The 25,223-nt window shown below is 74.4% G+C and carries 28 protein-coding genes; 10 read left to right on the top strand and 18 right to left on the bottom strand.

Going from position 1 to position 25,223, the window contains the following annotated elements; all coding sequences use genetic code 11:
- Window positions 1-12: 12 nt before the first annotated feature.
- The gene (locus ACWPWV_RS06555) at window positions 13-1,383 is read left to right on the top strand and encodes a glutamate decarboxylase (RefSeq protein WP_454042127.1); all 1,371 of its coding nucleotides are present in this window, start codon (window positions 13-15) and stop codon (window positions 1,381-1,383) included.
- A gap of 44 nt (window positions 1,384-1,427) precedes the next feature.
- Window positions 1,428-2,117: a hypothetical protein gene (locus ACWPWV_RS06550; RefSeq protein WP_454042126.1), complete on the top strand. Its 690-nt coding sequence runs from the start codon at window positions 1,428-1,430 to the stop codon at window positions 2,115-2,117.
- A 17-nt stretch (window positions 2,118-2,134) separates the two neighbouring features.
- Here the strand turns inward: ACWPWV_RS06550 and ACWPWV_RS06545 are convergent, their stop codons facing one another.
- The 4 genes from ACWPWV_RS06545 to ACWPWV_RS06530 form a co-directional block, all read right to left on the bottom strand.
- Window positions 2,135-2,650 (bottom strand): mycothiol transferase, encoded by a 516-nt coding sequence (locus ACWPWV_RS06545; RefSeq protein ID WP_454042125.1) that lies wholly within the window; start codon window positions 2,648-2,650, stop codon window positions 2,135-2,137.
- A gap of 82 nt (window positions 2,651-2,732) precedes the next feature.
- Window positions 2,733-3,710, bottom strand: a complete 978-nt coding sequence (locus tag ACWPWV_RS06540) for an NAD(P)-dependent alcohol dehydrogenase (RefSeq protein WP_454042124.1) — start codon at window positions 3,708-3,710, stop codon at window positions 2,733-2,735.
- Window positions 3,711-3,739: 29 nt separating this feature from the next.
- Window positions 3,740-3,979, bottom strand: coding sequence for a helix-turn-helix transcriptional regulator (locus ACWPWV_RS06535; protein WP_454042123.1), 240 nt, complete (start codon window positions 3,977-3,979; stop codon window positions 3,740-3,742).
- Window position 3,980: 1 nt separating this feature from the next.
- Window positions 3,981-4,442: a hypothetical protein gene (locus ACWPWV_RS06530; protein WP_454042122.1), complete on the bottom strand. Its 462-nt coding sequence runs from the start codon at window positions 4,440-4,442 to the stop codon at window positions 3,981-3,983.
- A 182-nt stretch (window positions 4,443-4,624) separates the two neighbouring features.
- Here ACWPWV_RS06530 and ACWPWV_RS06525 point away from each other — a divergent pair, with 182 nt between their 5' ends.
- Window positions 4,625-6,580, top strand: coding sequence for a cation:proton antiporter (locus ACWPWV_RS06525; RefSeq protein WP_454042121.1), 1,956 nt, complete (start codon window positions 4,625-4,627; stop codon window positions 6,578-6,580).
- A 76-nt stretch (window positions 6,581-6,656) separates the two neighbouring features.
- On the opposite strand, the gene ACWPWV_RS06520 is transcribed toward ACWPWV_RS06525, so the two are convergent.
- The 9 genes from ACWPWV_RS06520 to ACWPWV_RS06480 form a co-directional block, all read right to left on the bottom strand.
- On the bottom strand, window positions 6,657-7,133 hold the full coding sequence (locus ACWPWV_RS06520; protein WP_454042120.1) for an ATP-binding protein: 477 nt from the start codon (window positions 7,131-7,133) through the stop codon (window positions 6,657-6,659).
- Window positions 7,130-8,605, bottom strand: a complete 1,476-nt coding sequence (locus ACWPWV_RS06515; RefSeq protein WP_454042119.1) for a glycosyltransferase family 2 protein — start codon at window positions 8,603-8,605, stop codon at window positions 7,130-7,132. Before ACWPWV_RS06515 ends, ACWPWV_RS06520 begins: the two co-directional genes overlap by 4 nt.
- Before the next feature lie 166 nt (window positions 8,606-8,771).
- Window positions 8,772-9,605 (bottom strand): anti-sigma factor family protein, encoded by an 834-nt coding sequence (locus ACWPWV_RS06510; RefSeq protein WP_454042118.1) that lies wholly within the window; start codon window positions 9,603-9,605, stop codon window positions 8,772-8,774.
- The gene (locus ACWPWV_RS06505) at window positions 9,602-10,147 is read right to left on the bottom strand and encodes a sigma-70 family RNA polymerase sigma factor (RefSeq protein ID WP_454042117.1); all 546 of its coding nucleotides are present in this window, start codon (window positions 10,145-10,147) and stop codon (window positions 9,602-9,604) included. Before ACWPWV_RS06505 ends, ACWPWV_RS06510 begins: the two co-directional genes overlap by 4 nt.
- A 7-nt stretch (window positions 10,148-10,154) precedes the next feature.
- Window positions 10,155-10,829: a YceI family protein gene (locus tag ACWPWV_RS06500; protein WP_454042116.1), complete on the bottom strand. Its 675-nt coding sequence runs from the start codon at window positions 10,827-10,829 to the stop codon at window positions 10,155-10,157.
- A gap of 105 nt (window positions 10,830-10,934) precedes the next feature.
- A complete protein-coding gene (locus tag ACWPWV_RS06495; protein WP_454042115.1) occupies window positions 10,935-12,152 on the bottom strand; it encodes a deoxyribonuclease IV in 1,218 nt (405 codons plus the stop codon).
- Between the two features lie 38 nt (window positions 12,153-12,190).
- Entirely contained in the window at window positions 12,191-12,442 is a 252-nt protein-coding gene (locus ACWPWV_RS06490; RefSeq protein ID WP_454042114.1) for a hypothetical protein, read from the bottom strand.
- 185 nt (window positions 12,443-12,627) lie between these two features.
- Window positions 12,628-13,833 carry an RDD family protein gene (locus ACWPWV_RS06485; protein ID WP_454042113.1) on the bottom strand — a complete coding sequence of 402 codons (1,206 nt, stop codon included), beginning with the start codon at window positions 13,831-13,833 and terminating at the stop codon, window positions 12,628-12,630.
- Between the two features lie 48 nt (window positions 13,834-13,881).
- Complete coding sequence (locus ACWPWV_RS06480; protein WP_454042112.1) at window positions 13,882-15,102, bottom strand: MFS transporter; 1,221 nt, start codon at window positions 15,100-15,102, stop codon at window positions 13,882-13,884.
- Window positions 15,103-15,115: 13 nt separating this feature from the next.
- Here ACWPWV_RS06480 and ACWPWV_RS06475 point away from each other — a divergent pair, with 13 nt between their 5' ends.
- On the top strand, window positions 15,116-15,595 hold the full coding sequence (locus ACWPWV_RS06475) for a MerR family transcriptional regulator (protein ID WP_454042111.1): 480 nt from the start codon (window positions 15,116-15,118) through the stop codon (window positions 15,593-15,595).
- Here the strand turns inward: ACWPWV_RS06475 and ACWPWV_RS06470 are convergent.
- Window positions 15,570-15,905 (bottom strand): YnfA family protein, encoded by a 336-nt coding sequence (locus ACWPWV_RS06470; RefSeq protein ID WP_454042110.1) that lies wholly within the window; start codon window positions 15,903-15,905, stop codon window positions 15,570-15,572. The two genes, ACWPWV_RS06475 and ACWPWV_RS06470, sit on opposite strands and share 26 nt — an antisense overlap.
- A 125-nt stretch (window positions 15,906-16,030) precedes the next feature.
- Entirely contained in the window at window positions 16,031-16,951 is a 921-nt protein-coding gene (locus ACWPWV_RS06465; RefSeq protein WP_454042109.1) for an NAD(P)-dependent oxidoreductase, read from the bottom strand.
- A gap of 49 nt (window positions 16,952-17,000) precedes the next feature.
- On the opposite strand from ACWPWV_RS06465, the gene ACWPWV_RS06460 reads away from it, so the two are divergent.
- The gene (locus ACWPWV_RS06460) at window positions 17,001-17,423 is read left to right on the top strand and encodes a MerR family transcriptional regulator (protein ID WP_454042108.1); all 423 of its coding nucleotides are present in this window, start codon (window positions 17,001-17,003) and stop codon (window positions 17,421-17,423) included.
- Here the strand turns inward: ACWPWV_RS06460 and ACWPWV_RS06455 are convergent.
- Window positions 17,381-18,700, bottom strand: a complete 1,320-nt coding sequence (locus ACWPWV_RS06455) for an NAD(P)/FAD-dependent oxidoreductase (RefSeq protein WP_454042107.1) — start codon at window positions 18,698-18,700, stop codon at window positions 17,381-17,383. The two genes, ACWPWV_RS06460 and ACWPWV_RS06455, sit on opposite strands and share 43 nt — an antisense overlap.
- Window positions 18,701-18,877: 177 nt before the next feature.
- Here ACWPWV_RS06455 and ACWPWV_RS06450 point away from each other — a divergent pair, with 177 nt between their 5' ends.
- Both ACWPWV_RS06450 and ACWPWV_RS06445 read left to right on the top strand, forming a co-directional pair.
- Entirely contained in the window at window positions 18,878-19,366 is a 489-nt protein-coding gene (locus ACWPWV_RS06450; RefSeq protein WP_454042106.1) for an Lrp/AsnC family transcriptional regulator, read from the top strand.
- Window positions 19,367-19,406: 40 nt separating this feature from the next.
- Window positions 19,407-19,982, top strand: coding sequence for a DUF4240 domain-containing protein (locus ACWPWV_RS06445; RefSeq protein ID WP_454042105.1), 576 nt, complete (start codon window positions 19,407-19,409; stop codon window positions 19,980-19,982).
- Window positions 19,983-19,992: 10 nt separating this feature from the next.
- Here the strand turns inward: ACWPWV_RS06445 and ACWPWV_RS06440 are convergent, their stop codons facing one another.
- Together ACWPWV_RS06440 and ACWPWV_RS06435 are read right to left on the bottom strand one after the other, a co-directional pair.
- Entirely contained in the window at window positions 19,993-21,405 is a 1,413-nt protein-coding gene (locus ACWPWV_RS06440) for an FAD-binding oxidoreductase (protein ID WP_454042104.1), read from the bottom strand.
- A 177-nt stretch (window positions 21,406-21,582) separates the two neighbouring features.
- On the bottom strand, window positions 21,583-22,611 hold the full coding sequence (locus ACWPWV_RS06435; protein ID WP_454042103.1) for a 5'-3' exonuclease: 1,029 nt from the start codon (window positions 22,609-22,611) through the stop codon (window positions 21,583-21,585).
- A 111-nt stretch (window positions 22,612-22,722) separates the two neighbouring features.
- Here ACWPWV_RS06435 and ACWPWV_RS06430 point away from each other — a divergent pair, with 111 nt between their 5' ends.
- From ACWPWV_RS06430 to ACWPWV_RS06420, 3 genes are all read left to right on the top strand, one after another.
- Window positions 22,723-23,100 carry a VOC family protein gene (locus ACWPWV_RS06430; protein ID WP_454042102.1) on the top strand — a complete coding sequence of 126 codons (378 nt, stop codon included), beginning with the start codon at window positions 22,723-22,725 and terminating at the stop codon, window positions 23,098-23,100.
- 101 nt (window positions 23,101-23,201) lie between these two features.
- Window positions 23,202-23,828: a hypothetical protein gene (locus tag ACWPWV_RS06425; RefSeq protein ID WP_454042101.1), complete on the top strand. Its 627-nt coding sequence runs from the start codon at window positions 23,202-23,204 to the stop codon at window positions 23,826-23,828.
- 20 nt (window positions 23,829-23,848) lie between these two features.
- Entirely contained in the window at window positions 23,849-25,216 is a 1,368-nt protein-coding gene (locus ACWPWV_RS06420) for an ice-binding family protein (RefSeq protein ID WP_454042100.1), read from the top strand.
- Window positions 25,217-25,223 lie beyond the last annotated feature (7 nt).

The raw sequence follows: 25,223 nt of genomic DNA, 5'->3' as shown, positions 1-25,223 counted from the left end.
AGGACCGGAGCCTTGACCGATCAGCAGCACGTCCTGCGGCCGACGTACACGCGCGACGGGGTGCGGCACGTCGCCCCCCGCTCCACGATGCCCGACGGCGAGATGGAACCCACGTCCGCCTACCAGCTCGTGCACGACGAGGTGATGCTCGACGGCAACTCCCGGCTCAACCTCGCGACGTTCGTCGCGACGTGGATGGGCGACGAGGCGGACCGCCTGTACGCCGAGGTCTACGACAAGAACATGGTCGACAAGGACGAGTACCCGCGGACGGCCGCGATCGAGGAGAACTGCTGGCGCATCCTCGGCTCGCTGTGGAACGTGCCCGACGTGAACGACTGCATCGGCACGTCGACGGTCGGGTCGTCGGAGGCGTGCATGCTGGGGGGCCTCGCCCTCAAGCGCCGGTGGCAGCTCGCGCGGCGCGCGGCGGGGAAGTCCACGGAGCGGCCGAACCTCGTCATGAGCTCGGCGGTGCAGGTGTGCTGGGAGAAGTTCTGCAACTACTTCGAGGTCGATGCGCGGTACGTGCCCATCACCGCGGAGCACCCGTGCCTCGACGGGAGCAACGTCGAGCAGTACGTCGACGAGAACACGATCGGCGTCGTCGCGATCATGGGCGTGACGTACACGGGGATGTACGAGCCCGTGAAGGAGATCGCCGCCACGCTCGACGCGCTCCAGGCGCGCACGGGTCACGACGTGCCGATCCACGTGGACGGCGCGTCGGGCGCGATGATCGCGCCGTTCCTCCAGGCGGAGATCGAGTGGGACTTCCGGCTCGAGCGCGTGCACTCGATCAGCACGTCGGGGCACAAGTACGGCCTCGTCTACCCGGGCGTCGGGTGGGTCGTGTGGCGCACCCTCGACGCGCTGCCCGAGGAGCTGATCTTCCGGGTGAGCTATCTCGGCGGCAACATGCCGACCCTCGCCCTGAACTTCTCGCGCCCCGGCGCGCAGGTGCTGCTGCAGTACTACCAGTTCCTCCGGCTGGGGCGGGAGGGGTACACGGCGATCCAGCAGGAGTGCCAGGACGTCGCGAAGTACCTCGCGCAGGGCATCTCCGAGGTCGGCGCGTTCGACCTGTGGAACGACGGGTCCGACATCCCCGTCTTCGCGTGGCGGCTCAAGGCCGGCCACACCGAGAACTGGAACCTCTACCACCTGTCCGACCGGCTGCGGATGAAGGGCTGGCTCGTCCCGGCGTACCCGATGCCGGACGACCTCGCGGACGTCACCGTGCAGCGCATCGTCGTGCGCAACGGGGTGAGCCGCGACCTCGCCGACGACCTCCTCGCCGACATCCGCACCGAGACCGCGTGGCTCGACGGACTGACGTCCCCGATGCCCGCCGAGGGGCAGCGCTCCGGTTTCCACCACTGACCGCGGCCGGCAGAGAGACCGGCGGGGACGCAGGCAGGGACACCGTGACGGACACCGGGGCGACGACGAGCGCGCCACCGACAGGGCCCGGGGCGACGCGGCGCCTGCGCCGCGAGGCGTGGGGGTTCGCCGTCGGGTCGCTGTGCTTCCTCGTCGGTGCCCTGCCGCCCTACGCCGACGCCGTCGGCGCGGTGGCCGTCGGCGTGACGTTCTTCGTCGGCTCGCTGTTCTTCACCGCGGCCGCGTTCGTCCAGCTCAGCCTCAGCGGCCGACGTCCGCCGCGCGCGGGCACGCACCCCGCCGACCGGTGGGACTGGTGGGCGGCGGCGGTCCAGCTCGTCGGCACGCTCTGCTTCAACGTGAGCACCGCCGTCGCGCTCGGCGCCGCGGTCGCGGACCCGACCCTGCTCGGCGCGGGGTGGAAGCCGGACGCGTACGGGTCGGTCGCGTTCCTCGTCTCCTCGACGTTCGCGGTCGTCGCGACGCGCGACCGGGGGCACCTGTGGGACACGGACGCCCGCACGTGGCACGGCACGTGGCTCAACCTGCTCGGGTCGGTGGCGTTCGGCGCGTCGGCGGTCGGGGCGTACGTCTCGCCGACGACCGGGACCTACGTCAGCAGCTGGTGGGACGACGCCGGCACGCTCCTCGGGGCGGTCTGCTTCCTCGTCGCGGCGCTGCTCTCGCGCCGGTCGGTGGGTGCACCGCCGCCGCGCGGAGAACCCGGTCGGTAGCCGTCGGTCGGTCGACCTCAGGCGCGGCCCGTCCGCTCGAGCACCCCCCGGACGTACGCGGCCTGGCCGGCGTGCTCCAGGGCGTCGACGGCGACGCTCACGAGCCGGACGCCGAGCGTCACCGGCGGGTCCCACGCGTCGTCGACCACGCGGTCGAGGTCGTCGTCGGCGAGCGACGCCAGCACGTCGGCCGACTCGACCTGCACCGCGTGGAGGTAGCCGAGCAGGAGGTCGCCGGACGCTCGGACCTGCCCCACCTCGTCGGGCGACTGGCCGTAGCCCGAGGCGTCGTCGTCGAACGGGAGGTCGAACCGCCGGGCCCAGCCGTCGCGCGCCCACACCTCGTCCCGCCCGACTGCGGCCGCGACCTGGGTGTCCTGGCCGCGCGCGAGGTGCCACGCGAGCCACGCGACCGTGTTGGCCCCGGGGTCGAGGCGCGCCGTGAGGGCGTCGTCGTCGAGACCGTCCACGGCGCGCGTCGCCGTCGGTCCGATGCGTCCGTACAGGTCGTCCAGGAGTGCGCGTGCGTCCACGGGTCCGCCTCTCGTCGGTCGGTTCGGTCGTCCTCGCAGCCTCCCCGGCCCGGCGCGACCTCGCGACCTGGGCCAGGTGGGCTCAGTCGATCAGGACGACGACGGTCCCCGCCTTGTGCTCGTCCTCGACGTGCCGGTGCGCGTCGGCGATCTTGTCGAGCGGGTACGCCGCGTCGACGACGGGTCGCAGGGCCCCGGTCCGGCCGAGCTCGAGGGCCGTGCGCAGGGTGTCGAGCTGGTGCTCGGCGGACCGCAGGCCGGTGAACGCGACGACGCCGCGGCGCCCGTGCGTCCGGCGCCCTGTCCACAGGTTCGTCCACAGGATCGGGAGGGAGGGGACGGTCGTCAGGTAGACGCCGTCGCGTGTCAGCAGGTGGCGGCACCGGCGGTACGAGCTCGCGCCAGCGACGTCGAGGACGACGTCGTACCGCTCGCGGGTGGCGGTGACGTCCTCGGCGGTGCGGTCCACGACGTCGTCCGCGCCGAGCTCGCGGGCGAGGGCCAGCCCGCGCGGGCCGCACACGGCCGTGACGCGGGCCCCGGCGTGGACCGCGACCTGGACCGCGGCCGTCCCGACACACCCCGAGGCCCCGATCACGAGAACCGCCTGCCCGGTGCGGACCCGCGCGTGCACCGTGAGGAAGGGCAGGGCGGTCAGCGGCCCGGCGGCCAGGACGGCGGCGTCGACCTCGGGCAGGCCGTCGGGGAGCGGGTCCACCACGCCGTCCTCGCGCAGGAGGACCAGCTCGGCGTGCGCCCCCGCGCCCATCTTCGTGAGGCCGACGACGCGGTCCCCGACCGCGAACCGGCTCACCCCCGGCCCGACCGCCACCACCTCCCCGGCGACCTCGCCGCCGAGCACCGGGTAGCGCGGGCGACGCAGGCCGAACGCGAGGCGCGCGAACCAGGGCGTCCCGGACCGCGCGGCGACGAGCGCGGCGGCGACCGTGCTCGCGCGGTTCCGCACCAGGATCTCGCGCGGTCCGGGCGCCGGAGCGGGGAGCTGCTCGACGTGCAGGACGTCGGGCGGTCCGTAGGTGGTGGAGACTGCTGCGCGCACGGTCGTGTCCTCTAGAGGGGACGGCGGCGTCAGGCGTCGTCGTCGGGGGTGTCCTCGGGGAAGCCGAAGACCTCGTCCAGCGGGGCCCGCAGCGCGCGGGCGATGAGGAACGCCGTCTCGAGCGACGGCGAGTAGCGACCCTGCTCGATCGCGATGACGGTCTGGCGCGTGACGCCGACGCGCTCCGCGAGCTCGGCCTGCGTCATCTCGTCGCGCGCGAACCGCAGGGCCCGGATGCTGTTCGTGACCCGCGTCGGCCTGCCCCCCACCTCAGGCTCCCCGGCGGTAGGCGACGATCGTCGTCACGGACGACAGGACCGCGGAGAGCACGAAGCCGAGGTACACGGCGTTCGCGATCCAGAAGTGGTCGGCCTCGACCAGCGCCAGGGCGAGTGCCGCGAGCGACCCGCCGACCACGCCCCACCAGCCCACGGTGACGCCGAGGCGCGCCAGCTCGCGGTCGCGCTCGTCGCTGCGGTAGCTCTCGCTCGGCCGGACGATCTCGACCACGATCCGGACGACGATGCCGGCGACGATCGCGGCCCCGATCGACCACAGCAGCGGGGCGACGTACGCGACGTCCGCGACCGGACCGCCGTCGGCCCGGGACAGGATCACCCCGACGTAGGCCGCGTAGACCACGACGCTCACGACGAGGTAGACCCACGTGCCCTTCTCCTCGTACGACATCTCGCGCTCCGCCCCGTCGGTGATGTCAAAGATCTCTGACATGACGAACGTAAAGCAGTGCAGACACGAAGTCAAGTTTTCTTGACATACCATGGAGGCGTCGACGCAGGCGAGGCGAGCGGCCGCCTGCAGGGAGCCCCCGGCACGCCGTCGGGCGGGGCGGTCGGTAGGTTGGACGCGGCCGGGGCCGTCGGTCCGACCGCACATCCCGCACGGAGGTACGGATGGACTTCCCCTTCCAGCTCACCGAGGACCAGATCCTGAGCCTCATCGCGCTCGGGGCCAGCGTCGTGGTCGCGATCGTCGTGGTGAACGTCCTCGCGCCGAAGGCCGGCGTCGCGGCGCCGCTCGTGCTGGTGCTCGTCGGGATCGGCATCAGCTTCGTGCCCGTCGTCCCGGCGATCGAGGTGCAGCCGGAGTGGATCCTCGCGGGCGTGCTCCCGCCGTTGCTCTACTCCTCGGCGGTGAGCCTGCCGACGATGGACTTCCGACGCGACTTCACGGCCATCGGCGGGCTGTCGGTCGCTCTCGTCGTCGTCAGCTCGGTCGCGCTCGGCTTCCTGTTCACCGCGCTCGTCCCGGGCATCCCGCTGTCTGTGGGGATCGCGCTCGGCGCGGTCGTCAGCCCGACGGACGCCGTCGCGACGTCGATCGTCAAGCGACTCGGGGCGTCCCCGCGCGTCGTGACCGTCCTCGAGGGCGAGAGCCTGCTCAACGACGCGTCCGCGCTCGTCCTGCTGCGCTCCGCCATCGCGGCGACCGCGGCGAGCGTGTCGTTGTGGTCGGTCGCGGGGGACTTCGTGCTCGCGGTCGTCGTGGCCGTCGCGGTGGGCTTCGTCGTGGGTCTCGTCGGGCTCTTCGTGCGGGCGCGGCTGGCCCGCCCGTCCCTGAGCGTCGCGGTGTCGTTCGTCGTGCCGTTCGTGGCGTACCTGCCGTCGGAGCTGCTCGGGGCGTCGGGTCTCGTCGCGGTCGTGACGGCCGGGCTCGTCACCGGCAACGGGGCGGCGAAGTACCTGCGACCGCAGGACCGGAAGTCGGAGGAGTCGAACTGGCGGACCATCGAGCTCCTGCTGGAGGGCGGGGTCTTCCTGCTCATGGGGCTCGAGCTGTTCGCGCTCGTCGAGGACGTCACCGCGACGCGCGGCAACCTGTGGCAGGCGGTGGGGATCGCCGCCCTGACGATCGTCGCCGTCCTCCTCGTGCGCACGGTGTACGTGCTGCCGCTCGTGCACGGCGCCGGGCGCCGGGCGCGACGCGGGGAGAAGGTGCGCGGCGTCATCGCGGGGATGCAGGAGACGCTCGACGCGAAGTTCGCCCCGGACGGGACACCGCTGCGTCCCGACGCCGCGGAGGCGGCGACCGGCGTGACGGCCCAGCTCGAGGCGATCCGGGGCCCGCACCTGACCCCGCCGCACGTCCCGCACGTCTCCCACGGGCCGCTCGCCGCACCGGGTGGGGACGACGCCGCCCGGGGCCGGTCGGGCGAGGCCTCCCGCCGTGGCCGGTCGGGCGGACCGGCCACCGGGACGCCGGAGCGCGTCGGCCGTGTCCGCAACACGCTGCGTCGTCGTGCGGCGGACATCGACTACCTGCGTGCGCAGCCGCTCGGTCCGCGCGAGGGGGTCCTCCTCGTCTGGGCCGGGATGCGCGGCGTCGTGACCGTCGCGGCGGCGCAGACCCTGCCCCTCGACACGCCGCACCGGTCGTTCCTCGTGCTCGTCGCGTTCGGTGTCGCCCTCGGCAGCCTCCTGCTCCAGGGCAGCACGCTCCCGTGGGTCGTGAGGCGGCTCGGGCTCAGCGGGGGTCCCTCGCCCGCGGACAACGACCGCGGCGCGGTCCGCGCGGAGCTCGACGGCGCCGCCGCCCGCTTCGTCGACGCTCCCGGGCTGCGCCGCTCGGACGGCCGCGCCTACGACCCCGGGGTGGTGGCCAGGGTCCGCCGCGACGTCGTGCGCGAGCTCGAGACGCGCGACGTGGACGCCGCGACCTCGGCCGACGTGTTCAGGCAGTACAAGGAGCTGCGGCTGCGGGCCATCGCGGCGCAGCGCGCCGCCCTGCTCGCCGCGCGGTCCTCGGGCGTCTACAGCTCGCAGGCGCTGCGGCACGCGCTCGACCTGCTGGACGCCGAGCAGATCGACCTCGAGCTGCGACGCGGCCCCGTCGTCGACGACGACGACTGAGCCAGGACGGGTGGAGCTCCCCGGTCCGGACCGCAGGGGGTGGGCACGGACCGGAGAGCTCCGACCAGGTGGACCGCTACGCGGCGAACGCCGCCCAGACGGTCTTCGTGTCCCCGTCCGTGAACCAGCCCAGCTCGAGCGCGAGCCGGTGCGCCAGGTGCAGACCGAGCCCGCCGGCACCGGCGGCCCGTTCGGCGGCGTAGGACGGGGCGACCTCGGGTGCCTGGTCGGTCACCTCGAGGATCCAGGCCCGGGCGTCCCGCAGCAGCCGGACGGCTGCGGGCGCACGGCCGTGGCACAGAGCGTTCGTCCCCAGCTCCGAGGCGACGAGGACGATCCGCTCAGGGGTCCGCGGCTCGCCCGGCACGCGGGTGGACGTCGCCGGGACGAGGCGGCTCGCGAGCCTCGCGCGGACCGTCGCGAGCTCGGCGACGGTCGTCAGCGACCACTCCTCCACGAGGAACCGTCGGGCCGGCGGTCGGCCGACGGGCAGCGGGCCCGGACCGGCCAGGGCACCCCGGCCGAGCCGGGCGAGGGCGCTCGCGGCGCTCATGCCTGGTACCCGTGCTGGCGGCGCAGGAGGCGGCGGAGCATGAAGAGGGTCTGCAGGACGGTGATGACGCCGAGCAGGGGCCACCCGATGCTCAGGAGGGTGGTCTGGGCGACCAGCGGCAGGGTGGTCCACATCCAGGCGGTGGCGGCGAGGGCGGCGACGGCGACGACGAGGGGGCTGAGGTAGGCCCAGCCGGCGCCGCGTTCGGCCTTGGCCTGCGCGGCCCAGTTGTCGGTGCGGGACTGGGAGAGGAACTTGGTCCAGGCGCGGACGAAGTGCCCGATGCGGATCCACATGTAGGCCTCTGCGGGCACGAGGGTGGCGGCGAACAGGATGTCGCGCCAGTTGCGTTCGCGCAGGGACAGGGCGATGCGCACGTTCAGGGCGATGGCCACCACGGGCGGCACGAGCCAGACCGGGGAGAACTCGAACGCGCCGATGCTCACGGACGCCGCGACGAGGAAGCCGAACAGGATGCGGGTCAGGGCGTTGATCACCATGGACGCGTTCTCCATCCACCGCAGCCGCAAGTTGGGGTGGAACGGCTGGCCCTGGGTGTCGCCGCGCTGGCCGGGCCACATCAGGTCGATCGCGCCGTAGTTCCACTTGACCTGCTGCCCGTCCAGGGCCCGCATCGTGGTCATGCCGCCCACGGTCGCGCGCGCGGTCGCGGAGATCTTCGTGGAGTAGCCCAAGGACTTGATCTGCAGGGACAGCAGGGAGTCCTCGACCTCGGAGTCCGACACCCACGGGTTGTGCTGGTGGTGGGCCACCATGACGTCCTGCAGCGCGGACATGCGGAACAGCGACGCCTGCCCGCCCAGGACCGCCATGTTGCGTCCGCGCAGCAGGTTCTGCATGTTGAACGCCGCGAACTGAGCGCGCTGCCCGGTCAGCAGGAACCGGGGGATCCCGCGCCCGGCATCGGTGTTGTCGACCGTGTAGATCGCCGAGATCCCGCCGATGCGCGGGTCGGAGGACATCTCCTGCTCCAGACGCTCGACCGCGTCCTTGGCCAGGACCGTGTCCCCGTCCACCCCGAGCAGGTAGTCCGCGCCGGCCACCAGACGGAACCCGTAGTTGAGCGCCCCGACCTTCTTGTCCGCCAACCGGCCCAGGTCGTGCACGTACACGCGCGTGGTCTGCTCCACACCCCCGCGCACCAGCGTGTGCTCGCCCGCGAGCTTGGACGCCTTCGCGAACGTCTTGTCGCTGGTGTTGTTCACGACGACGTGCACCACGTCCGGCAGCCGCGTCTGACGCAGCAGCCCCTTGAGCACCGCCTTGATCGTGCCCGCCTCGTTGTACGCCGGCACCACCGCACCGATCGTCGCCCGCCGCACCGGCTCGGCCACCACCAGCTCACCCGGAGTGAACTCGAACCGATCCAGCTCAGCACCGAACACCAGACCCTGCAGCACCTCGTCCGAGGGTGCGGGAACGGCGGCGGGCTCCGTCAGCGTGGCGGTCATGGCAGGTCCTTGTCTTCGAGCGGTCTCGCGAACAAGGACGATCCTGTGCGGCGCACCTCAACGGACGGCCCGGTGGCCCCTCACGTTCCCTCAAGATCTGCTTCAGAATTCAACTACCGCTGGCGGGCGTCGCGGAGAGGCCCGTTCCCGGGCGGCCCCGGCGACCTCAGGCCGTGGTGTCCACGTCCGCGGCGGCGACCGGTCGGTCCAACCCGGCCACGCCGAGCTCCAGCCGCGCGATGCCGTCGACCGGGACTGCCGAGGACGCGCCCAGACCGTCCGAGCGCCCCGCCTCGGTCGCCGACCACGTCGCCACGACCTCGCGCGACCCGGCGTCGTCCACGAGGACGAGCTCGTACGTCGCGCCGCTCTCTCCGACCCCGGCAGGGTAGGAGCACGACCAGTCGAGGCGCGTCCCCCACGCCGCGGGCGTCAGCACGAGCTCGGCGTGCACGTCCGTGCCCTCGACCGGGAGGAGCTCGACAGTCGTCGTCGACGGCGCGTCCGACGGCGCGTCCGTCGGCGCGCTCTCCGTCGGTGTCGTCGTCGGGGCCGCGACCGGCGAGGCCTCGTCCGCCGGGCCGGTCAGCCCGACCCCCGCCAGCCCGCCCGCGACGACGAGGGCGACCCCTGCCGCGACGAGCAGCCCGCGGCGTCGGGCACGGCGGTGGCGGGCCCCGGCGGCGAGCGTCGCGATCGGTACGGGGTCGTGCCCACGACGCGACGCCGCGACCTCCTCGGGCGCGAGGCGCGCCCCGGAGCCCTGGTCGGACGGCTCGCCCTCGACGAGCGCCGTCGCGTGCTCGGGCGTGAGCATGCCGAGGAGGCCCGGCATGCCGGCGAGGTCCGTGACCGCGCCGCGGCAGGCGTCGCACGTCGTGAGGTGCTGTTCGAACGCACGGCGGTCGTGCGGCCCGAGCGCCCCGAGGACGTAGGCGGCGTCCCACTCGCGGTACGGGTCCGTCCCGAACGGGCCGGAGGTGCCGGGTGCACCGGTCATGGCGTGACTCCCTTCTCCTGCAGCGCCAGCCGCAGCGCGCGCAGCGCGTAGTGCATGCGGGACTTCACCGTCCCGGGCGGCACCCCCTGCTCGGCCGCCATCTCGGCGACCGACCGACCGCGGTAGTACGCCCCCACGACGACGGCCCGGTGCTCCGGCGAGAGCGCGACGAGCGCGTCCGCGACGAGCCACGCGTCGAGCACCGACTGCGTCGCGTCCGCCTCGCCGTGGTCGGGCAGGTGCGCGCTCGCGAGCTCGCGCCGGTGGTGCGCGCGCCGCAGGTCGTCGACGACGAGGTTGCGCGCCACGGTGAACAGCCACGCCCGGACCGAGCCCTCCGGGCGTTCGAGCACCTCCGGGTGGCTCCACGCGCGCAGCAGCGTCTCCTGCACGACGTCCTGGGCACGCGCGTCGTCGTCGGTCATGCGCGCGACGTACCGGTGCAGCGCCGTGCCGTGCGCGTCGTGGACGGCACGCAGCAGCTCGTCCGCGACCGGGCCCGTGGGCCCGGTCGCGGTGCCGGGTGCGTCGTCGGTGACCACGGTGCGCTCAGGACGCCCGGGTCAGGGCCAGGCTGAACTCGACGCTGCCCGTGTCCTCGACCTCGACGAACCCGAGGCTCGGCGCCTCGACGCCGAAGTCCGCGAACGTGATCGGCACCTCGCCGACGACCTGGACGTCGTCGCCCTCCCCGCCGATCTGCGCGTCGACCGTGACGGGCCGGGTGACGCCCCGGACCGTGAGGTCGCCCGCGAGCTCGACCGCACCGGCCGCGTCGGGGACCTCGACGGGCTCCGTGAGCACGAAGGTCGCGGTCGGGTGCTCCGCGACCTGGATCGCCGTGTCGCGGAAGTATGCGTCGCGGTTGGCGACGTCCGTCGCGACCGTCGTCATGTCGACGACGACCTCGGCGTCCGTGAGCGAACCGTCCGCGAGCGTCACGGAGCCCGTGACGTCCTCCGTGCGACCCGTCACCGTCACGTCCTCGCCCCGCAGGATCTCGTCGAGCCGGTACCCGGCGAACGACCCGGCGCCCACGTCCCAGGTCCCGTCGAGACCGGCGGCGTCGAGCGTGGACCCGGTGCCGGCGTCGAGCGTCGGAGCGGCCGCGGCACGGTCCTCCGACCAGTCGGCGTACAGGCCCGGACCGAACGCGACCGCGGCTCCTCCCAGCACGACCACCGCCGCGCCGACCCCCAGCAGGACCGTCGTCCTCGTGCGCACGTGCGTCTCCCCTCCGTCGTGGTGCGTCGCGGCGGAGCGCGACGCGCTGTCACCCGGTAGACGGAGCGGGAGGCCGTCCGGTTCGATCGACGTGCGAGGAGCTTCTCAGCCGAGCGGACCGCACAGGCAGAACGGGTGGCCCTCCGGGTCGGCGTAGACCCGGAACGGGTCGTCCGGGTGCCCCTCCTCGGCGGGCGTCCCCGTGAGAGGGGTCGCGCCGCACGCGAGGGCGTGCTCGTGCGCCGCTTCCAGGTCGGGGACGTCGAGGTCGACGTGGACGCGGGCGCCGCCGGGCCACGGCCGGACCTCGGCGTCGGAGCGCTGGAACGCGAGCCGCGTCCCGTCCGTGCCCGGGACCCGGAGGGTCAGCCAGTCCTCGCCGTCGGGGTCTGGCGCCTCCTGGCCGGGCGTGTACCGCCAGCCCGTGAGCCGGCGGTAGAAGTCGGCGAGCGCGCGAGGGTCGCGGGCGTCGACGGTCGTGTTGCGCAACCCCATGGGGGCGGGCGGGGTGTCGGGCGTGCCGTGGACGCTCATCGCGCTCAGACCAGGCTGCTCGCGCAGCCACGCGACGTCGGCGGGGACGTCGGCGTGCGTCTCGCACACGACGGACGTGCCCGCCGCCCGCGCGACGCCGAGCAGGAGCTCGGGGTCGATCGTCCCCGCCGTGAGGCTCGCGTGGCGGTCGGCGCCCGAGCCCGCCGTGTCCCGGCTGTTGTTGAGGTGCACGAGGTCGACGCGTCCTGTGATCGCCCGGACGTCGTCGACCGCGGAGGTGAGGTCGATCCCGCCGGCCCACGCGTGGCACGTGTCGAGGCAGAAGCCGACCTTGTCCGCGCCGTCGGCCTGCTGGACCGCGGCCCACAGGCCCTCGATGCGCTCGAGCCGGCGCGCCATCGAGAAGTCGCCGCCGGCGGTGTTCTCGATGTACACCGTCACGTCGGTCTCCAGCGCGTCGATCGCCTTGCGCCAGTTGTCGAAGCCCTTCGCGGGGTCCTCCGCCGCGGTGACGTGGCCCCCGTGGACCACGACACCCGTCGCCCCGACCGCCGCCGCGCCGGTGACGATCTGCTGCAGCAGCTTGCGGCTCGGGATGCGGATCCGGTTGTTGGGGCTCGCGACGTTGATGACGTACGGCGCGTGCACCACGAGCTCGAGGTCCGCGGCCGCGGCGTCGGCCTTCAAGGCGTCGGCCCCGCCGGGATACGTGAACTCCGGCCCCTTCCACGACTGGGGGTCGCCGAGGAAGATCTGCGCGACGTCCGCGCCGATCCCGGCGGCCTGCGCGATGACGTCCGACTGGTCGAGGTGGGCTCCGATCCGCATGGGGACAACCTACGCGGCCGCGCCCACGCGGACAGCCCTCAGCCGCGGGCCCCGCGGCGGATCACGTCGCGACGCAGGTCGAGCAGCGCGGCGCGCGCCCGGCGTCGGCGGTCGGTCGGGTCGACCGTGAGCTCGTCGCCGGGGTTCGCCTGTCGGCGCGGCTCGCCCTGGACGTTGAGGCCCAGGTCGGGGAGAGGTGTGCCCGACGCGCGCGTCCTGTGCGTGGTGCGCGTCGTCGCCGGGGCGTCGGTGGCGCCGGGCGAGGAGAAGAGCGGGCTGTGGTCGGGCACGAGGCCTCCCGGGGCCGTCGGGACGGTGGACCGCCGCCGCCGGGCGGCGCTCGCGCGCCGCCCGGCCGTGGCTGGTGCGCCGGACCAGCGGCCCGGCGCACCTCCATGGTGCGACCGCGACATTTCACCCGGTCGTCTCCGGCGTTTCGTGCGTGTTGCGGTTCCTCCGGCGGAGCCGGGACGGCTCAGGACGACCCGCGTCCGCCGCACGAGGCGATGGTCGTCCCGTCGATCCGGAGCGACGCGTCCCAGCGCCACGCGGGGTCGAGCGCGGTGATGGTCGGCGCCTCGACGCGCACCGTCTCGAGGTCGCTGCCGTCCGACGACCCGGACGACGGCTCGGACGTGACCGTGCCGTCGGCCTGGAGTGTCACCCGCACCGACGACGACCGTTCGAGGATCGGGTCGCCGTCCCCCGTCGACAGGACGAGCACGAGGTCGGCGTCGACGGGGACTCCCACCGCCGCGTCCGGCGCCGGGACGACGACGTACGTCGCCTCGAGCCCTTCGGCGTCGGCCGGTGCGAAGGCCGGAGCGACGGCGGGGGCGGCCGTGCGCGTCACGCCCCACCGGGTCTCGGCCACGGGGACGGACCACGACACGATGCCGACGCGCTCGAACCTCAGGGGTGCCGTCGAGGCGCCCGGCTCGACCAGAGGGGTGCAGTCGGCCTGCCAGACGTCGCCCCCCTCGACGGTGGCCGGGGTGAGCGCGAACGCCGACGCCGTGACGCACACGAGCGTGGCCCCGGCCGTGACGACGGTCGAGGAGGTCGGACCGCCACGGCGGGGGCCGCCGTCGGGCACGGTCGCGGGGGAGCGCAGACGGGCGCGGACCGCCGCGACCCACGGGTGCGGGGCCGGTGCGTCGGCCGACAGCACCACGACGGTGCGCAGGAGCGAGTCGGCGAACGTCTTGCGCTGCGCGTTCCACAGCGGCCGGAGGAAGCCGATGAACAGGATCGCGTCGAGGACGTGGGCCAGCCAACGCAGCACCGTGGTGACGAGCCCCGCGGGGCGGCCGGTCTCGTCGCGGACCACGACGATCCCGACCGTGCGCTTGCCCGGCGTCCACCCGGCGTACGCCTGGAGCAGGGCGAGCGCGAGCGCGGTCGCCACGAGCCAGCCGCTGTCGGTGACGACGACGGTCCGGTCCACGCCCGACGACGTCGAGAACCCCGGGAGGAGCGCGGGTGTGCCGCCCGGTCCGACGGCGAGGAACGTCACCGCGGACACGATCGCCGCGTCCAGCAGGTAGCCGAGGACCCGGCGGCCCCAGCTCGCGTACGGCGGGTGCGCCGGGTCCGGGCCGAGGCCCGGCAGCGTCGGCTCGAGCGGTCCGGCCCCGACGTCGTGCGCCGGCTCCCTGCCGGTGGGGACGTCCGTGGTCACGGGCAGATCCTGGCAGAACGGACGGTCCACGTCACCCGTCGCCCGCGGTCAGCGGACGGCGTGCCGCCGGCCGACGACGACGATCGCCACCGCGGGGAGCAGGAGGGCCAGCGAGACCCACGGCAGGCCGGCCGGGCCGGCGACGGCGAGCGCTGCCCCGCCGACCACGCCGCCCAGCGCGACCGACATGTTCCACACGGTGACGAGCGCCGACTGCGCGACGTCGGACCCGTCGCCCGCCGCGCGCGCGGCCGCCGTCGTGTACAGCGTCCCGACACCGCCGAACGCGAATCCCCACGCTCCGACGGCGACCGCGACGGTCGCTCCGACGGCGAGGGCCGGCAGCGCAGGGACGGCACCGAGCACCAGCATCGCGGCGGCGAACATCAGCACCGACACGATGGTGAGCGCGCGCAGCCGGCGGTCGATGAGCGCGCCGACGAGGCCGAGCGCCGCGGCGGACGCCGCCCCGAGCACGAGCAGGAGCGTGCTGAGCCGGTCGTCGAGCCCTGCGTGCGCGAGGTACACGGCGACGTACGTGTACAAGGACGTGTTCGCGAGCACGGTGAGGCCGGTGGCGACGAGGACCGGGCGCACCCCGGGCCGGGCGAGCACCGCGCGGAAGGCCGGCTGCGCGCCGCGCGACGTCCCCGGGGCGTCCGCGACGCCGAGCCGCACCCACACCAGGAGGCCGAGACCCAGGACCGACAGGACGCCGAACGTCCAGCGCCACCCCAGCGTGTCACCGAGGACGGCGCCGGCCGGGACGCCGAGCGTGAGGGCGAGCGGACCGCCGGCCATCGCGAGCGTCGTCGCGCGCCCGACGCGGTCCGCCGGCACGAGGCGGCGCACGTAACCGGGAAGGAGCGCCCAGGTCAGCCCGGCGACGAGTCCGGCGACGAACCGCGCGACGAGGGTCAGGGCGAAGGCGGACGACACCGCCGTGACCGTGTTCGCGACGACGAACCCGCCGATCGTCACGAGGAGGAGCGTGCGGCGCGGCCACCGGGACGTGGCGCGCGTGAGTGGCACGGCGGCGACGACCGCGCCGATCGCGAACACGGTCACGGTCTGGCCGGCGGCGCCCGAGCCGACCCCGAGGTCCGCCGCCATCGTGGGCAGGACCCCCGCGGGCAGGATCTCGGTGAGGAGGGTGAGGAAGCCCGACGCCGCGAGCGCGAGCAGGGCGAGGACCGGCAGCCCGTCGCGGCCGGGGACGGGTGCGGTGCCGGTCGGAGCGGTGGTGCTCCTGGTGCTGAGAGCGGTCATGGGACTACCCTGAATGTCTGACATCAGTGTGAAGGTCAAGGCCTCCGGCGGGGCGGTCGAGAGCGAGGTGGGACGCGTGCGGATCGGTGAGCTCTCGCGCCGGACGGAGACGCCGACGAGGCTGCTCCGCTACTACGAGGAGCAGGGCCTCATCACCCCGCAGCGCGGCGAGAACGGGTACCGCGAGTACGGCGAGGCCGTCGTCGACCGCGTCCTGCAGATCCGCGGCCTGCTCGACGTCGGGTTCCCCACGCGGATCATCAAGGAGTTCCTGCCGTGCCTCGACCAGGCGCCGGAGATCCACCTGCACAACGCGTACCCGGACAAGATCGAGCTCCTGGAGACGGAGCTCGGTCGGCTCGAGGACCGCATCCGCATCCTCGTGAAGAACCGCGACGCGATCGCCGACTACCTCGAGCGCATCCGCCCGTTCGCGCTGCGTCCGGAGGACCGCGCGCCCGCGACGGTCACGCCGGCCTCGGCGCGTACATGATGATCGCGACGCCGACGAGGCACACGAGCGCCCCGGTCACGTCCCAGCGGTCGGGCCGGAAGCCGTCGACGACCATGCCCCAGGCGAGCGACCCCGCGACGAACACACCGCCGTACGCCGCGAGGATGCGGCCGAAGCTCGCGTCCGGCTGGAGCGTGGCGACGACGCCGTAGAGCCCGAGCGCGACCACGCCGGCACCGATCCACAACCAGCCCCGGTGCTCGCGCACGCCCTGCCACACGAGCCACGCGCCGCCGATCTCGAGCAGCGCGGCGAGCACGAACAGCGGGATCGAGCGCGTGAGGTCCATGCGGGCCAGGGTAGGGACCCGCCGACCCGCAGAGCACGACGTCGCGCACCGCCGAGCACGACCTGAAGGTCGCAATGCGGCGGATAGCGACCTCCAGGTCGTGTTCGGCGCGCCGTCCAGCGCTCCTAGACCCCGGATCGCTCCGCCGGGACGGTCCGGGCCGGCTTGGAGAACTCCTCGATCAGCACGGGGTACTGCTCGGCGCCGTGCCCCGCCGCGACGGATCGGTCCGCGATGGCCTTGATCAGCCGTGGCAGCTCGTCGTTCACGCCGGCCGCCGCGCTCTCGTCGACCAGGTGCGTCATCGCCCGGACGTCGGTCTCCAGGGTCGAGACGTCGGCGGGGAACGACCCGCGGTCGACCTGCTCGGCGTAGGCGGGCAGCCACCCGGCCACCTCGGTCGCGATCTGCTGCGCGAACGGCGCGTACGTCGCGGCGTCGACCCCCGCCGTCCGGAGCAGGGCGGTGCCGTGCAACCAGGCGTCGAGGACGCTCCACATCATGGTCAGCCCGGCCGCGTCGTACAGCGCCGCAAGGCCGGGGTCCTCGCCGAGGTGCGCGACGGTGCCCAGCGCTGCGAGGGTCGGTTCGTGCTTCTCGAAGTCGGGTCGCGGCCCGCTGTGCAGCACGACCGCGTCGACGGTCCCGATCGCGGGCGGGACCGCCATGATGGCGCCGTCGAGGTACCGGGCGCCCCGGCTCTCGGCGTCGCGCGCCGCGTCCCGGGCTTCGGCCGAGCTGCCCGAGGTCAGGTTGACCACCGTGGCGCCGTCGAGCCCGACCCCGTCGAGCACCTCCTGCGCGGCGGCGTAGTCGGTGAGGCACAGGACCGTGAGGGAGCCGCTGCGGAGGGCGTCGCCGGCCGACGGCGCGAGGCGCGCGCCCTCCGCGACCAGCTGTGCAGCCTTGGACGAGGTGCGGTTCCAGACGGTGACGGGGTGCCCGGCCCGCAGGAACGCCCGGGCGAGCGACCGCCCCATCAGGCCGAGGCCGACGACGGACACGGAAAGGGTGGATGACGACGGGGTGCCGGAGGTGTTGTCCATGGGGGGATCGTCGACGTTCGTACCGGTATGAAGGTCAAGGGGGAGCGGCATGCGGATCGGAGAGCTGAGCCGACGCACGGGGGTTCGCGCCCACCAGCTGCGCTACTACGGGGCACAGGGCCTGCTGGACGTCGAGCGCAGCGCGAACGGCTATCGCGACTACGGCGAGGACGCCGTGCTGCGGGTGACGCAGATCCGCCACCTCCTCGGTGCGGGCCTGTCGTCCGAGGACATCGCCTCCGTGCTGCCCTGCGCCGTCGGCGAGGAGCCGGAGCTGGAGGGATGTCCCGAGCTGCTGGCCGCGATGCGGGCACGGCTCCAGCGGTTGGAGGACGAGGCGGCCCGGCTGGACAGGTCCCGCGCCGCGCTCGCCCGCTACATCGAGGTCGCCGAGGCGGTCGGACGACGAGAGCTGCCCGACGCCGCGGGTCAGCGGAGCGGGTCGAACGGTCGGATCTCGGCCGGCACGTGACCCGTGACGACCTGCTCGGCGAGCGCCCTGCCCGTCGCGGGCCCGAGCACGATCCCCCACATGCCGTGGCCGCCCGCGACGAAGACGCCGGGCGCGCGCGTCGCGCCCACGAGCGGCAGGCCGTCGGGCGTGACGGGTCGGGACCCGACCCACTCGTCGTGGCGCTCGTCGAGGTCGACGCCCTGGAAGAGGTGCCGGACCGACGCGACGATCGCCTCGACGCGCCGCGGCTGGAAGGGCTCGTCGGGCCCGCGGAACTCCATCGTGCCCGCGATGCGGAGCCGGCCCTGGTACGGGGTGCACGCCACCCGGCGTGCGGGCAGGTAGACGGGCGTCTCGACGGCCGCGTCGGTCTTCACGGTGAACGAGTACCCGCGGCCCGCCTGCACGCGCGTGCGCACGCCGAGCGGCGCCGCGAGCCGCGGCAGCCACGCGCCCGTGGCGAGGACGACGGCGTCCGTGTCCAGCACCGTCTCGCCCTCCGGCCCGACGACGCGCAACGACACCCGGGACCGGTCGCCGTCCCCGGCGGCGCGGCGGGGACGCACGGCGCGGACGTCGGTCCCCGCGACGACGCGGCCGCCGCGCGCCCGGACGGAGTCGGCGAGCGCGTGGACGAACGGTCCCGGCTCGAGGAAGCGCTGGCCCTCGAGCGCGAGGACGGTCGACAGCCGGTCGGTGAGCTGCGGCGCGCGCTCACCGGCCTCGAGGTGGCGGACCGGCACCTGCTGGCCCGCCGCGGCGACGTGCTCGAGCTCGCGCAGGAACGGCCGCGCCTCGCGCTCGTGCTCGAACGCGATCGTGAACGGTCCGGGCGTCGTGCGGGCACCCACGGCATGACCGACGGCGCCGCCCGCGGCGAGCTCGTCGAACGCGTCGAGCGCGACCCGGTCGATCGGCGTCAGGGCGGCCATCGCCGCGTCCCAGCGGCGTAGCGTCGCGTGGGACATGAAGCGGGCGAGGAAGGTCCACAGGCGTGGGTCGAACCGGAGCGGGACGTGCAGCGGCGCGGTGGGGTCGAGGAGAGCCCTCGGCCCGTACGTCCACAGCGACGGGTCGGCGAGCGGCATCGCCATGCCGGGCGTGAGCCAGCCGGCGTTGCCCCACGACGATCCCGCGGCGACGCCCTCGCGGTCGAGGACCGTCACCTGGACGCCCCGCTCCTGGAGGTGCCAGGCCGTCGCGAGGCCGACCATGCCGGCGCCGACGACGACGGCGGTCCGCGGGGCGGGACGGGGTGCGCGGGTGCTGAGGGTACGGCGGGACGACACGCTCACGTCGGGCTCCTTCGCCCGACGCCCGCCTCGCGGGTCGCGAGGCGGGCGTGTGGCTGGTGCGCGACGGGGTGGTGCCGCGCACGTCCCAGGGTGGTCGATCGTTCGGTGCCGGGCAAGATCTGCCGAAGGAACCTCGGTACAGTGAGGTTTCAGATCAACGACGTTAGGGAGAGGGCGATGGGTGGCACGGTGGCACCGAAGGATCTTCGACCCGTTCGCGGTCCGGTCGAGCTCGACGAGACCGACCGCCGCATCCTCGACGTCCTCACGACGGACGCGCGCGCGACGAACGCCGCGATCGCCGCCCAGGTCGGCATCGCGCCGTCGACGTGCCACGCGCGCGTGCGCTCGCTCGTCGACCGGGGCGTCGTGCGGGGGTTCCGCGCCGACGTCGACCCGGCCGCCGTGGGCCGCGGTCTCCAGGCACTCATCGCGATCCGCCTCCAGGCCGGCGCGCGCCAGGGTCTCGAGGCGTTCCGCGACTACCTGCTCACGCTGCCCCACGTCGAGGGCGTCTTCTTCGTCACGGGTGACCGCGACTTCCTCCTGCACGTCGCGGTCGCCGACTCGGACGCGCTGCGCGACCTCGTGTCCCGCACGCTGAGCCTCCGTCCCGAGGTGGCCGGGACGAGCACGACCGTGATCTTCGAGCACGCCCGCCCGTGACCGTCGCGCGGTGTGGGCGGGCCCCGCTACCTTCCCCGCCATGGACCACGACACGTTCTGGGCGCTCGTCGAGGAGGCCCGCGGCCGTGCCGGCGCGGGCGCGGACGACCGCGGCGCCGACGACGACCCGCTGCCCGACGCCCTGACCGACCTCCTCGTCGAGAAGCTCGACGCCGACCAGGTGCTCGCGTTCGCCGCCGCCGCGGACGACGTGGCGGACGCGGCCTACGGGTGGACGGTCTGGGGCGCCGCGTACGTCGTCGAGGGCGGGTGCAGCGACGACGGCTTCATGGACTTCCGCGACGGGTTGATCCTCGCCGGCCGGGGGACGTTCGAGCGGGCGGTCGCCGACCCGGACTCCCTCGCCGACCACCCGGCGGTCGCCGCGATGGCCGGCGAGGGCTCGGCGTGGTTCGGCTTCGAGTCGCTCGACGCGCTGGTCGGCGACGCGTGGTCCCGGGTGACGGGCGAGGACGACGAGGCGTACTTCGCGGCGCGCGACTCCTCGTCGCACGCGGGTTCCGGTGCCGAGCCGTGGGGCGAGAGCTGGGACTTCGACGACGACGGCGAGAACGCCCGTCGCCTGCCCCGGCTCACCGCGCTGTTCGAGTCCTGAGCGCCGGGCGTCAGGAGCCGAACGGGAACCTCCCCGCCGGGTCGTAGGCCGCGCGCACCGACCGCAGGCGCGCGGCCGTCTCCGGCGACCACGCGCGGGACAGGGCCTCGTCGGTCCACGGCGCGGGGAGGAAGTTGACGTTCGTCTCGCTCGCGGCCCACGGCGCCGACCACTGCGCGAGCGCGGCGGCGCTCGCGACCATGTCGGGCACGGCCGGCGGGTTCACGCCGACGAGGCTCACCAGGTAGCCCGCGGTCCGTCCACCGGCGGCCGACCCGCCGTCCACGTCGCGGGCCGCGGCACCGCCCAGGTGCCGGACCTCCGCGGCGACGAACGGCGACGAGCTCGCCGGCCCGTACTCGGCGAGGAACCGCGCCACGAACGCGTCGTCGATCGTCCGCAGCGCCGCGCCGGACACCCACGACGGCCCGGCGTCCTCCGGGTCGGCGTGGATCGACGCGACGGCCGTCGTCGGGATGGTCGCGACCGTGTCGGTCAGCGCGGGAGCGAGCGCCCGTAGCGGCGCGGCGAGCCGCTCGCCCTCGGTGGCGTCGCCCGGGTAGGCGAAGCGGAGCGTGAGGACGTTCTTCCCCCGCAGCGGCTCGGGGACGAACGGGAGGTCGGGCAGGGCCAGCAGGACCACGGACGTCGAGACGTCGTCGGGAGCGGTCGCCGTCCAGGCCGCCCAGCCGCGGAAGACCTCGTCGACGTGGGCCGTGTCGAACATGATCGAGCCCGCGTAGAGGGACGCCAGCGGCACGAGCTCGACGTCGACGCGCGTGACGACCCCCAGGCCGCCCTTGCCGCCGCGCAGCGCCCAGTAGAGGTCGGGCTCGGAACCGGCGTCCGCCTCGACGACCGACCCGTCGGCGAGCACGACGCGGAAGCCGCGCACCCAGTCGGTGGTGAGGCCGTGGCTGCGCACGAGCGGCCCGAAGCCTCCGCCGAGCGTGTAGCCGACGACGCCCACGTGCGTCGACGAGCCCGTCACCGGGGCGAGGCCGTGCTCGCCCGCGGCGTCGACCACGGCCTGCCAGCGCGTCCCGGCGCCGATGCGCGCCATCCGTGTCCCCGGGTCCACCTCGACTCCCGCCAGGCCCTCGGTGGCGACGACGACACCGTCGGTGACGGGCCACGCGGCACCGTGGCCCGTCGCGTGCAGGCGGACCGGGAGGTCGTGGGAGGAGGCGAACCGCACGGCCTCGGCGACGTCGTCCTCCGTCGTAGCGACGACCACCACGGCCGGGTCGTGCGCGACGAGCGTGCTGTGCGGGGCGACCGCCTCGGCGGCCGTCGGGCCGCCGTCGGGCGCGTCCCCCCGGACGAGGACGCTGCCGGCGACGCGCTCGCGGAGGCCGGCGACGGCGTCGGGCGTGAGGTCGTTCGTGGTGTCTGAGGTCTGGGCCGTCGTGCTCTCGCGCATGGTGTTCCCCTCGGTTCCTGGACGGATCTCGTGGCGCCGTTCGGGCGTCACCCCCCTCTGACGTGCGCGACGCGCAGGACGTGACACCGCGGCCGCACCGAGGAGAGAGAGGGAGCGGGGTCCTGGTCGTGCCACGACGCGCGGGTGAAGGGCGGCCGGGCACCTCGGGGTGGAGTGTCAGCCGGTGGCGTCGCCGAGGGCGTCGAGCACGCGCTGCACCGACGACCTCAGTCCCCAGCGCTCGGTGAGCACCTCGAGAGCCTCGGGGTCCGCGGGCGCGGCGGGGAGCGCGTCGTCGAGGTCGCCCACGGGAGCGTCGCGCGCCACCTGCACGACCACGGGAGCGACCGCGAGGTAGTCCGCCGCCTCGGTGAGGCGTCGCCGCTGCGTCGCCGTGAGCCCGGCGTCGCCCGCGTCGCGCGCGGCGAGCACCCCGGCGAGGTCTCCGTAGCGGTCGAGCAGCGCCACCGCCGTCTTCTCGCCGATGCCCGGGACGCCCGGGAGGCCGTCGCTCGGGTCGCCGCGCAGGACGGCCATGTCGGCGTACGCCGCGCCCGACGGCAGCCCGTAGCGCTCCGTGAGCCGTGCCTGGTCGACCACGTCGAGGTTCCGCACGCCCTTCGTCGGGTAGAGGATCCGCACGCCCGCCGCGTCGTCGACGAGCTGGAACAGGTCGCGGTCTCCCGTGACGACCTCGACGCGGGCCCGGTCCGTGCGGCCGACCGGCGCCGCGGGCTCCTCGCCCGCCGCCGCGGCGCGCGCGACCTCGCGCGCGGTGAGCGTGCCGATGACGTCGTCCGCCTCGTAGCCGGGAGAGCCGACGCGGGCGATCCCGAGCGCGGCGAGCACCTCGACGATGACGGGCACCTGGGCGAGGAGCTTCTCCGGGACCTCCTCGACGCCCGTCGTGCCCGGCTCGTCGCGCGCGACGCGGTGCGCCTTGTACGACGGGATCGCCTCGACGCGGAACGCCGGCCGCCAGTCGTCGTCCCAGCAGGCCACGAGACGCCCGGGCCGCCGGTCGCCGACGAGCGTCGCGATCATGTCGAGCAGGCCGCGGACCGCGTTGACGGGTGTGCCGTCCGGGGCCCTGACCGAGTCGGGTACTCCGAAGAACGCCCGGAAGTACAGGCTCGCGGTGTCCAGCAGCAGCAGGTCGCCGCCCGCGGCTGCCGGTGCGGCGGTGTCCTCGGCGCTCTCGGTCATGGCGCCATCCTGCCGCACGCCACCGACGGCGGGCCGATGAGCGCACGGCGTCCCGACGGTCGACCCTGAGGAGGCCGAGGCGCCCGAGCCCGGCCCGTCCAAGGAGGCACCATGCTCGACAAGGCGTTCAGCGGGTTCTCGGTCGACGACGTCGACGCGGCCCGGCGGTTCTACGGTGACGTGCTCGGCCTGCCCGTCCGCGGTAACGACCTGCTGTGGCTCGACGTGCCCGGCACGACCGGCGTGCTCGTGTACCCGAAGGGCGACGCGCACGAGCCGGCGTCGTACACGGTCCTCAACTTCCCGGTGCGGGACGTGCCCGGCACCGTCGCGAGCCTCCGCGAGCGCGGTGTCGCGTTCGAGCGGTACGCCGGCACGCCCGTCGAGACGGACGACGACTTCGTCTTCCGCGGCGGCGGCCCGCTCATCGCGTGGTTCCGCGACCCGGCGGGCAACGTGCTGTCCGTGATCCAGGACGACGACGCGTAGCCGGATGGCGGACGGAGGATGCGTGACGGGTCGGGAGACACGTAGCGTGGGGGCCGACAGGTCGCCGCAGGGGGCGGTGACCTCGAGCAGGGGGGCCTCTCATGTCAGTTCCTTCGTCGCGCCTTCGGCGCGCATCCGCTCTCGCCGTCGTCCCGGTCGCCGTCCTCGCGGCCGGTGCACTGGTCTGGCAGAGCTCGACCGCAGCCTTCACCGCCACCACGCGCAACGCGGGCAACTCGTGGAGCACCGGACAGGTGGTGCTCACCGACGACGACGCCGGTCGCGCCGGCTTCACCGAGTCTGGCCTCGTCCCCGGCGAGACCGGGCAGCGGTGCATCGTGGTGACCTCCGGGTCCAACGTGCCCGGCGAGGTCCGCGCCTACATGGAGAACCTGTCGACGTCCGCGCAGGGCCTGGAGAACTACATCGAGTTCCAGGTCGAGCGGGGCACGGGCGGCTCCTTCGAGAGCTGTGACGGGTTCGAGCCGGTCCCCGGCGCGCTGCCGCCGGCCACTCTCGTCGACCTGGTGGCGAACAACCACGACTTCGCGACCGGTGGCGCCGCCTGGGAGACGACGGGGACCCCCGGCGAGTCGATGTCCTACCGCGGGACGTGGACCTTCGACACCACGGGCCTGACGCAGCAGCAGGTGGACGCGCTGCAGGGCGCCCAGGTCTCCGTCGACCTCGTGTGGGAGCTGCAGAGCGACGAGGCGCCCACGGCCTGAGCCCGAGCCCACGTCGACCGGTGCACCGCAGTGTCCGCTCCGCCGTCCCGGCGGTCTTCTCCCGGGACGGCTGGGCGGCGCTGTGCCTGGGCGTCCTGGCCGAGGTGTTCCTCGTCCTGACGCTCGCCCTCACGGCGATCTCTCTCGTGCCTCTCGCCGTCGGCTGGCACGGGTCGGTCGTCCAGACCGGGTCGATGCGACCGCACATCGACCCAGGGGATCTGGTCCTCCTGACCGACCTCCCCTCCGACTCGCCCGTCCCGCTCGGCGGCGTGGTGCAGTTCCGCACGCCCGCAGCCGCCGAGCCGAGCGGGGAGAGCGGGTCCCGGCTCCACCGCATCGTCGCGTCCGGGGAGGAGGATGGCCGATGGGTCACTGCGGGCGACGCGAACCCGACGGTCGACAGCACCCAGATCACCCGGAGCCAGATCACCGGGCAGGCGCGACTGCTCGTGCCCTGGGTGGGCCTGCCGAGCCTGTGGATCGCGCACGGCAGGCTCGGGCTCGTGGCGCTGTGGGGCGCCGTGACGATCGCGGCGTTCCTCGTCGTCGCCTGGTGGTGGCCCGAGCGCGTCCCACGACCCGGCGCCCGCCTGGACACGACGTCGTCCCCGCCGGCGCCGGGCGGGCCCAGCCGCCGCTCGGCGCTGGCCGCGCTCGGGGTGCTCGGGCTCGGTGCCGTGGCGAGCGTGCGGGGGGAGACGGTGACGGCCGCGTTCACGGCGCGCACCGTCAGCACGGGCAACACGTTCCGCGTCGCGACCGCCGCTCCGCTCCGGCTCGGGCGCGCCGCCACCTACACCGTCCTCGCCGCCACACGCGTCGCGAACCAGGCGTTCCTCGGTATCGGCAGCTCCATCACCGGCGACGTGGCGGTCGCGCCCGGCTCCACGGTCTCGGGCTTCTGGCCCTGGGACGTCACCGGCACCATCGAGCGGAACACGGTGGCAGCGCGCAACGCGCGCACCGACGCGCTCGCCCTCGCCGCCGCGATCGACGCCCGTGCCACGACGGTCAACCTGCCGGCGACCGTGACCGGCACGTTCTACCCCGGCGTCGGGAGACGCTCCGGTGCAGTCCAGATCACGCAGACGCTCACGCTCGACGCGCGAGGCGACACGAGTGCCGTCTTCGTCCTCTCCGCGACGGCGATCACGCTCGCCGCCGGCGCGCGCGTCGTCCTGCGGAACGGCGCGTCCGCGGATCGAGTCTTCTTCCGCGGCACCTCCGGCACCTCCGGCATCACCATCTCCGACACCGCGACCGCTCGCGGCACGTTCCTGGCCGACGGCGACATCTCGCTGGGGCGCGACGCGGCCCTCACGGGCAGGGTCCAGTCGCTGCACGGCGCAGTGGTCCTGACGCGCGCGACCGTGGCGCACCCGTGACCCTCCG

The sequence above is a fragment of the Cellulosimicrobium sp. Marseille-Q8652 genome (genome assembly GCF_965112045.1).
The sequence above is the reverse complement of the archived record's forward strand: the minus strand, read 5'-3'. Positions and strand labels throughout refer to the sequence as shown.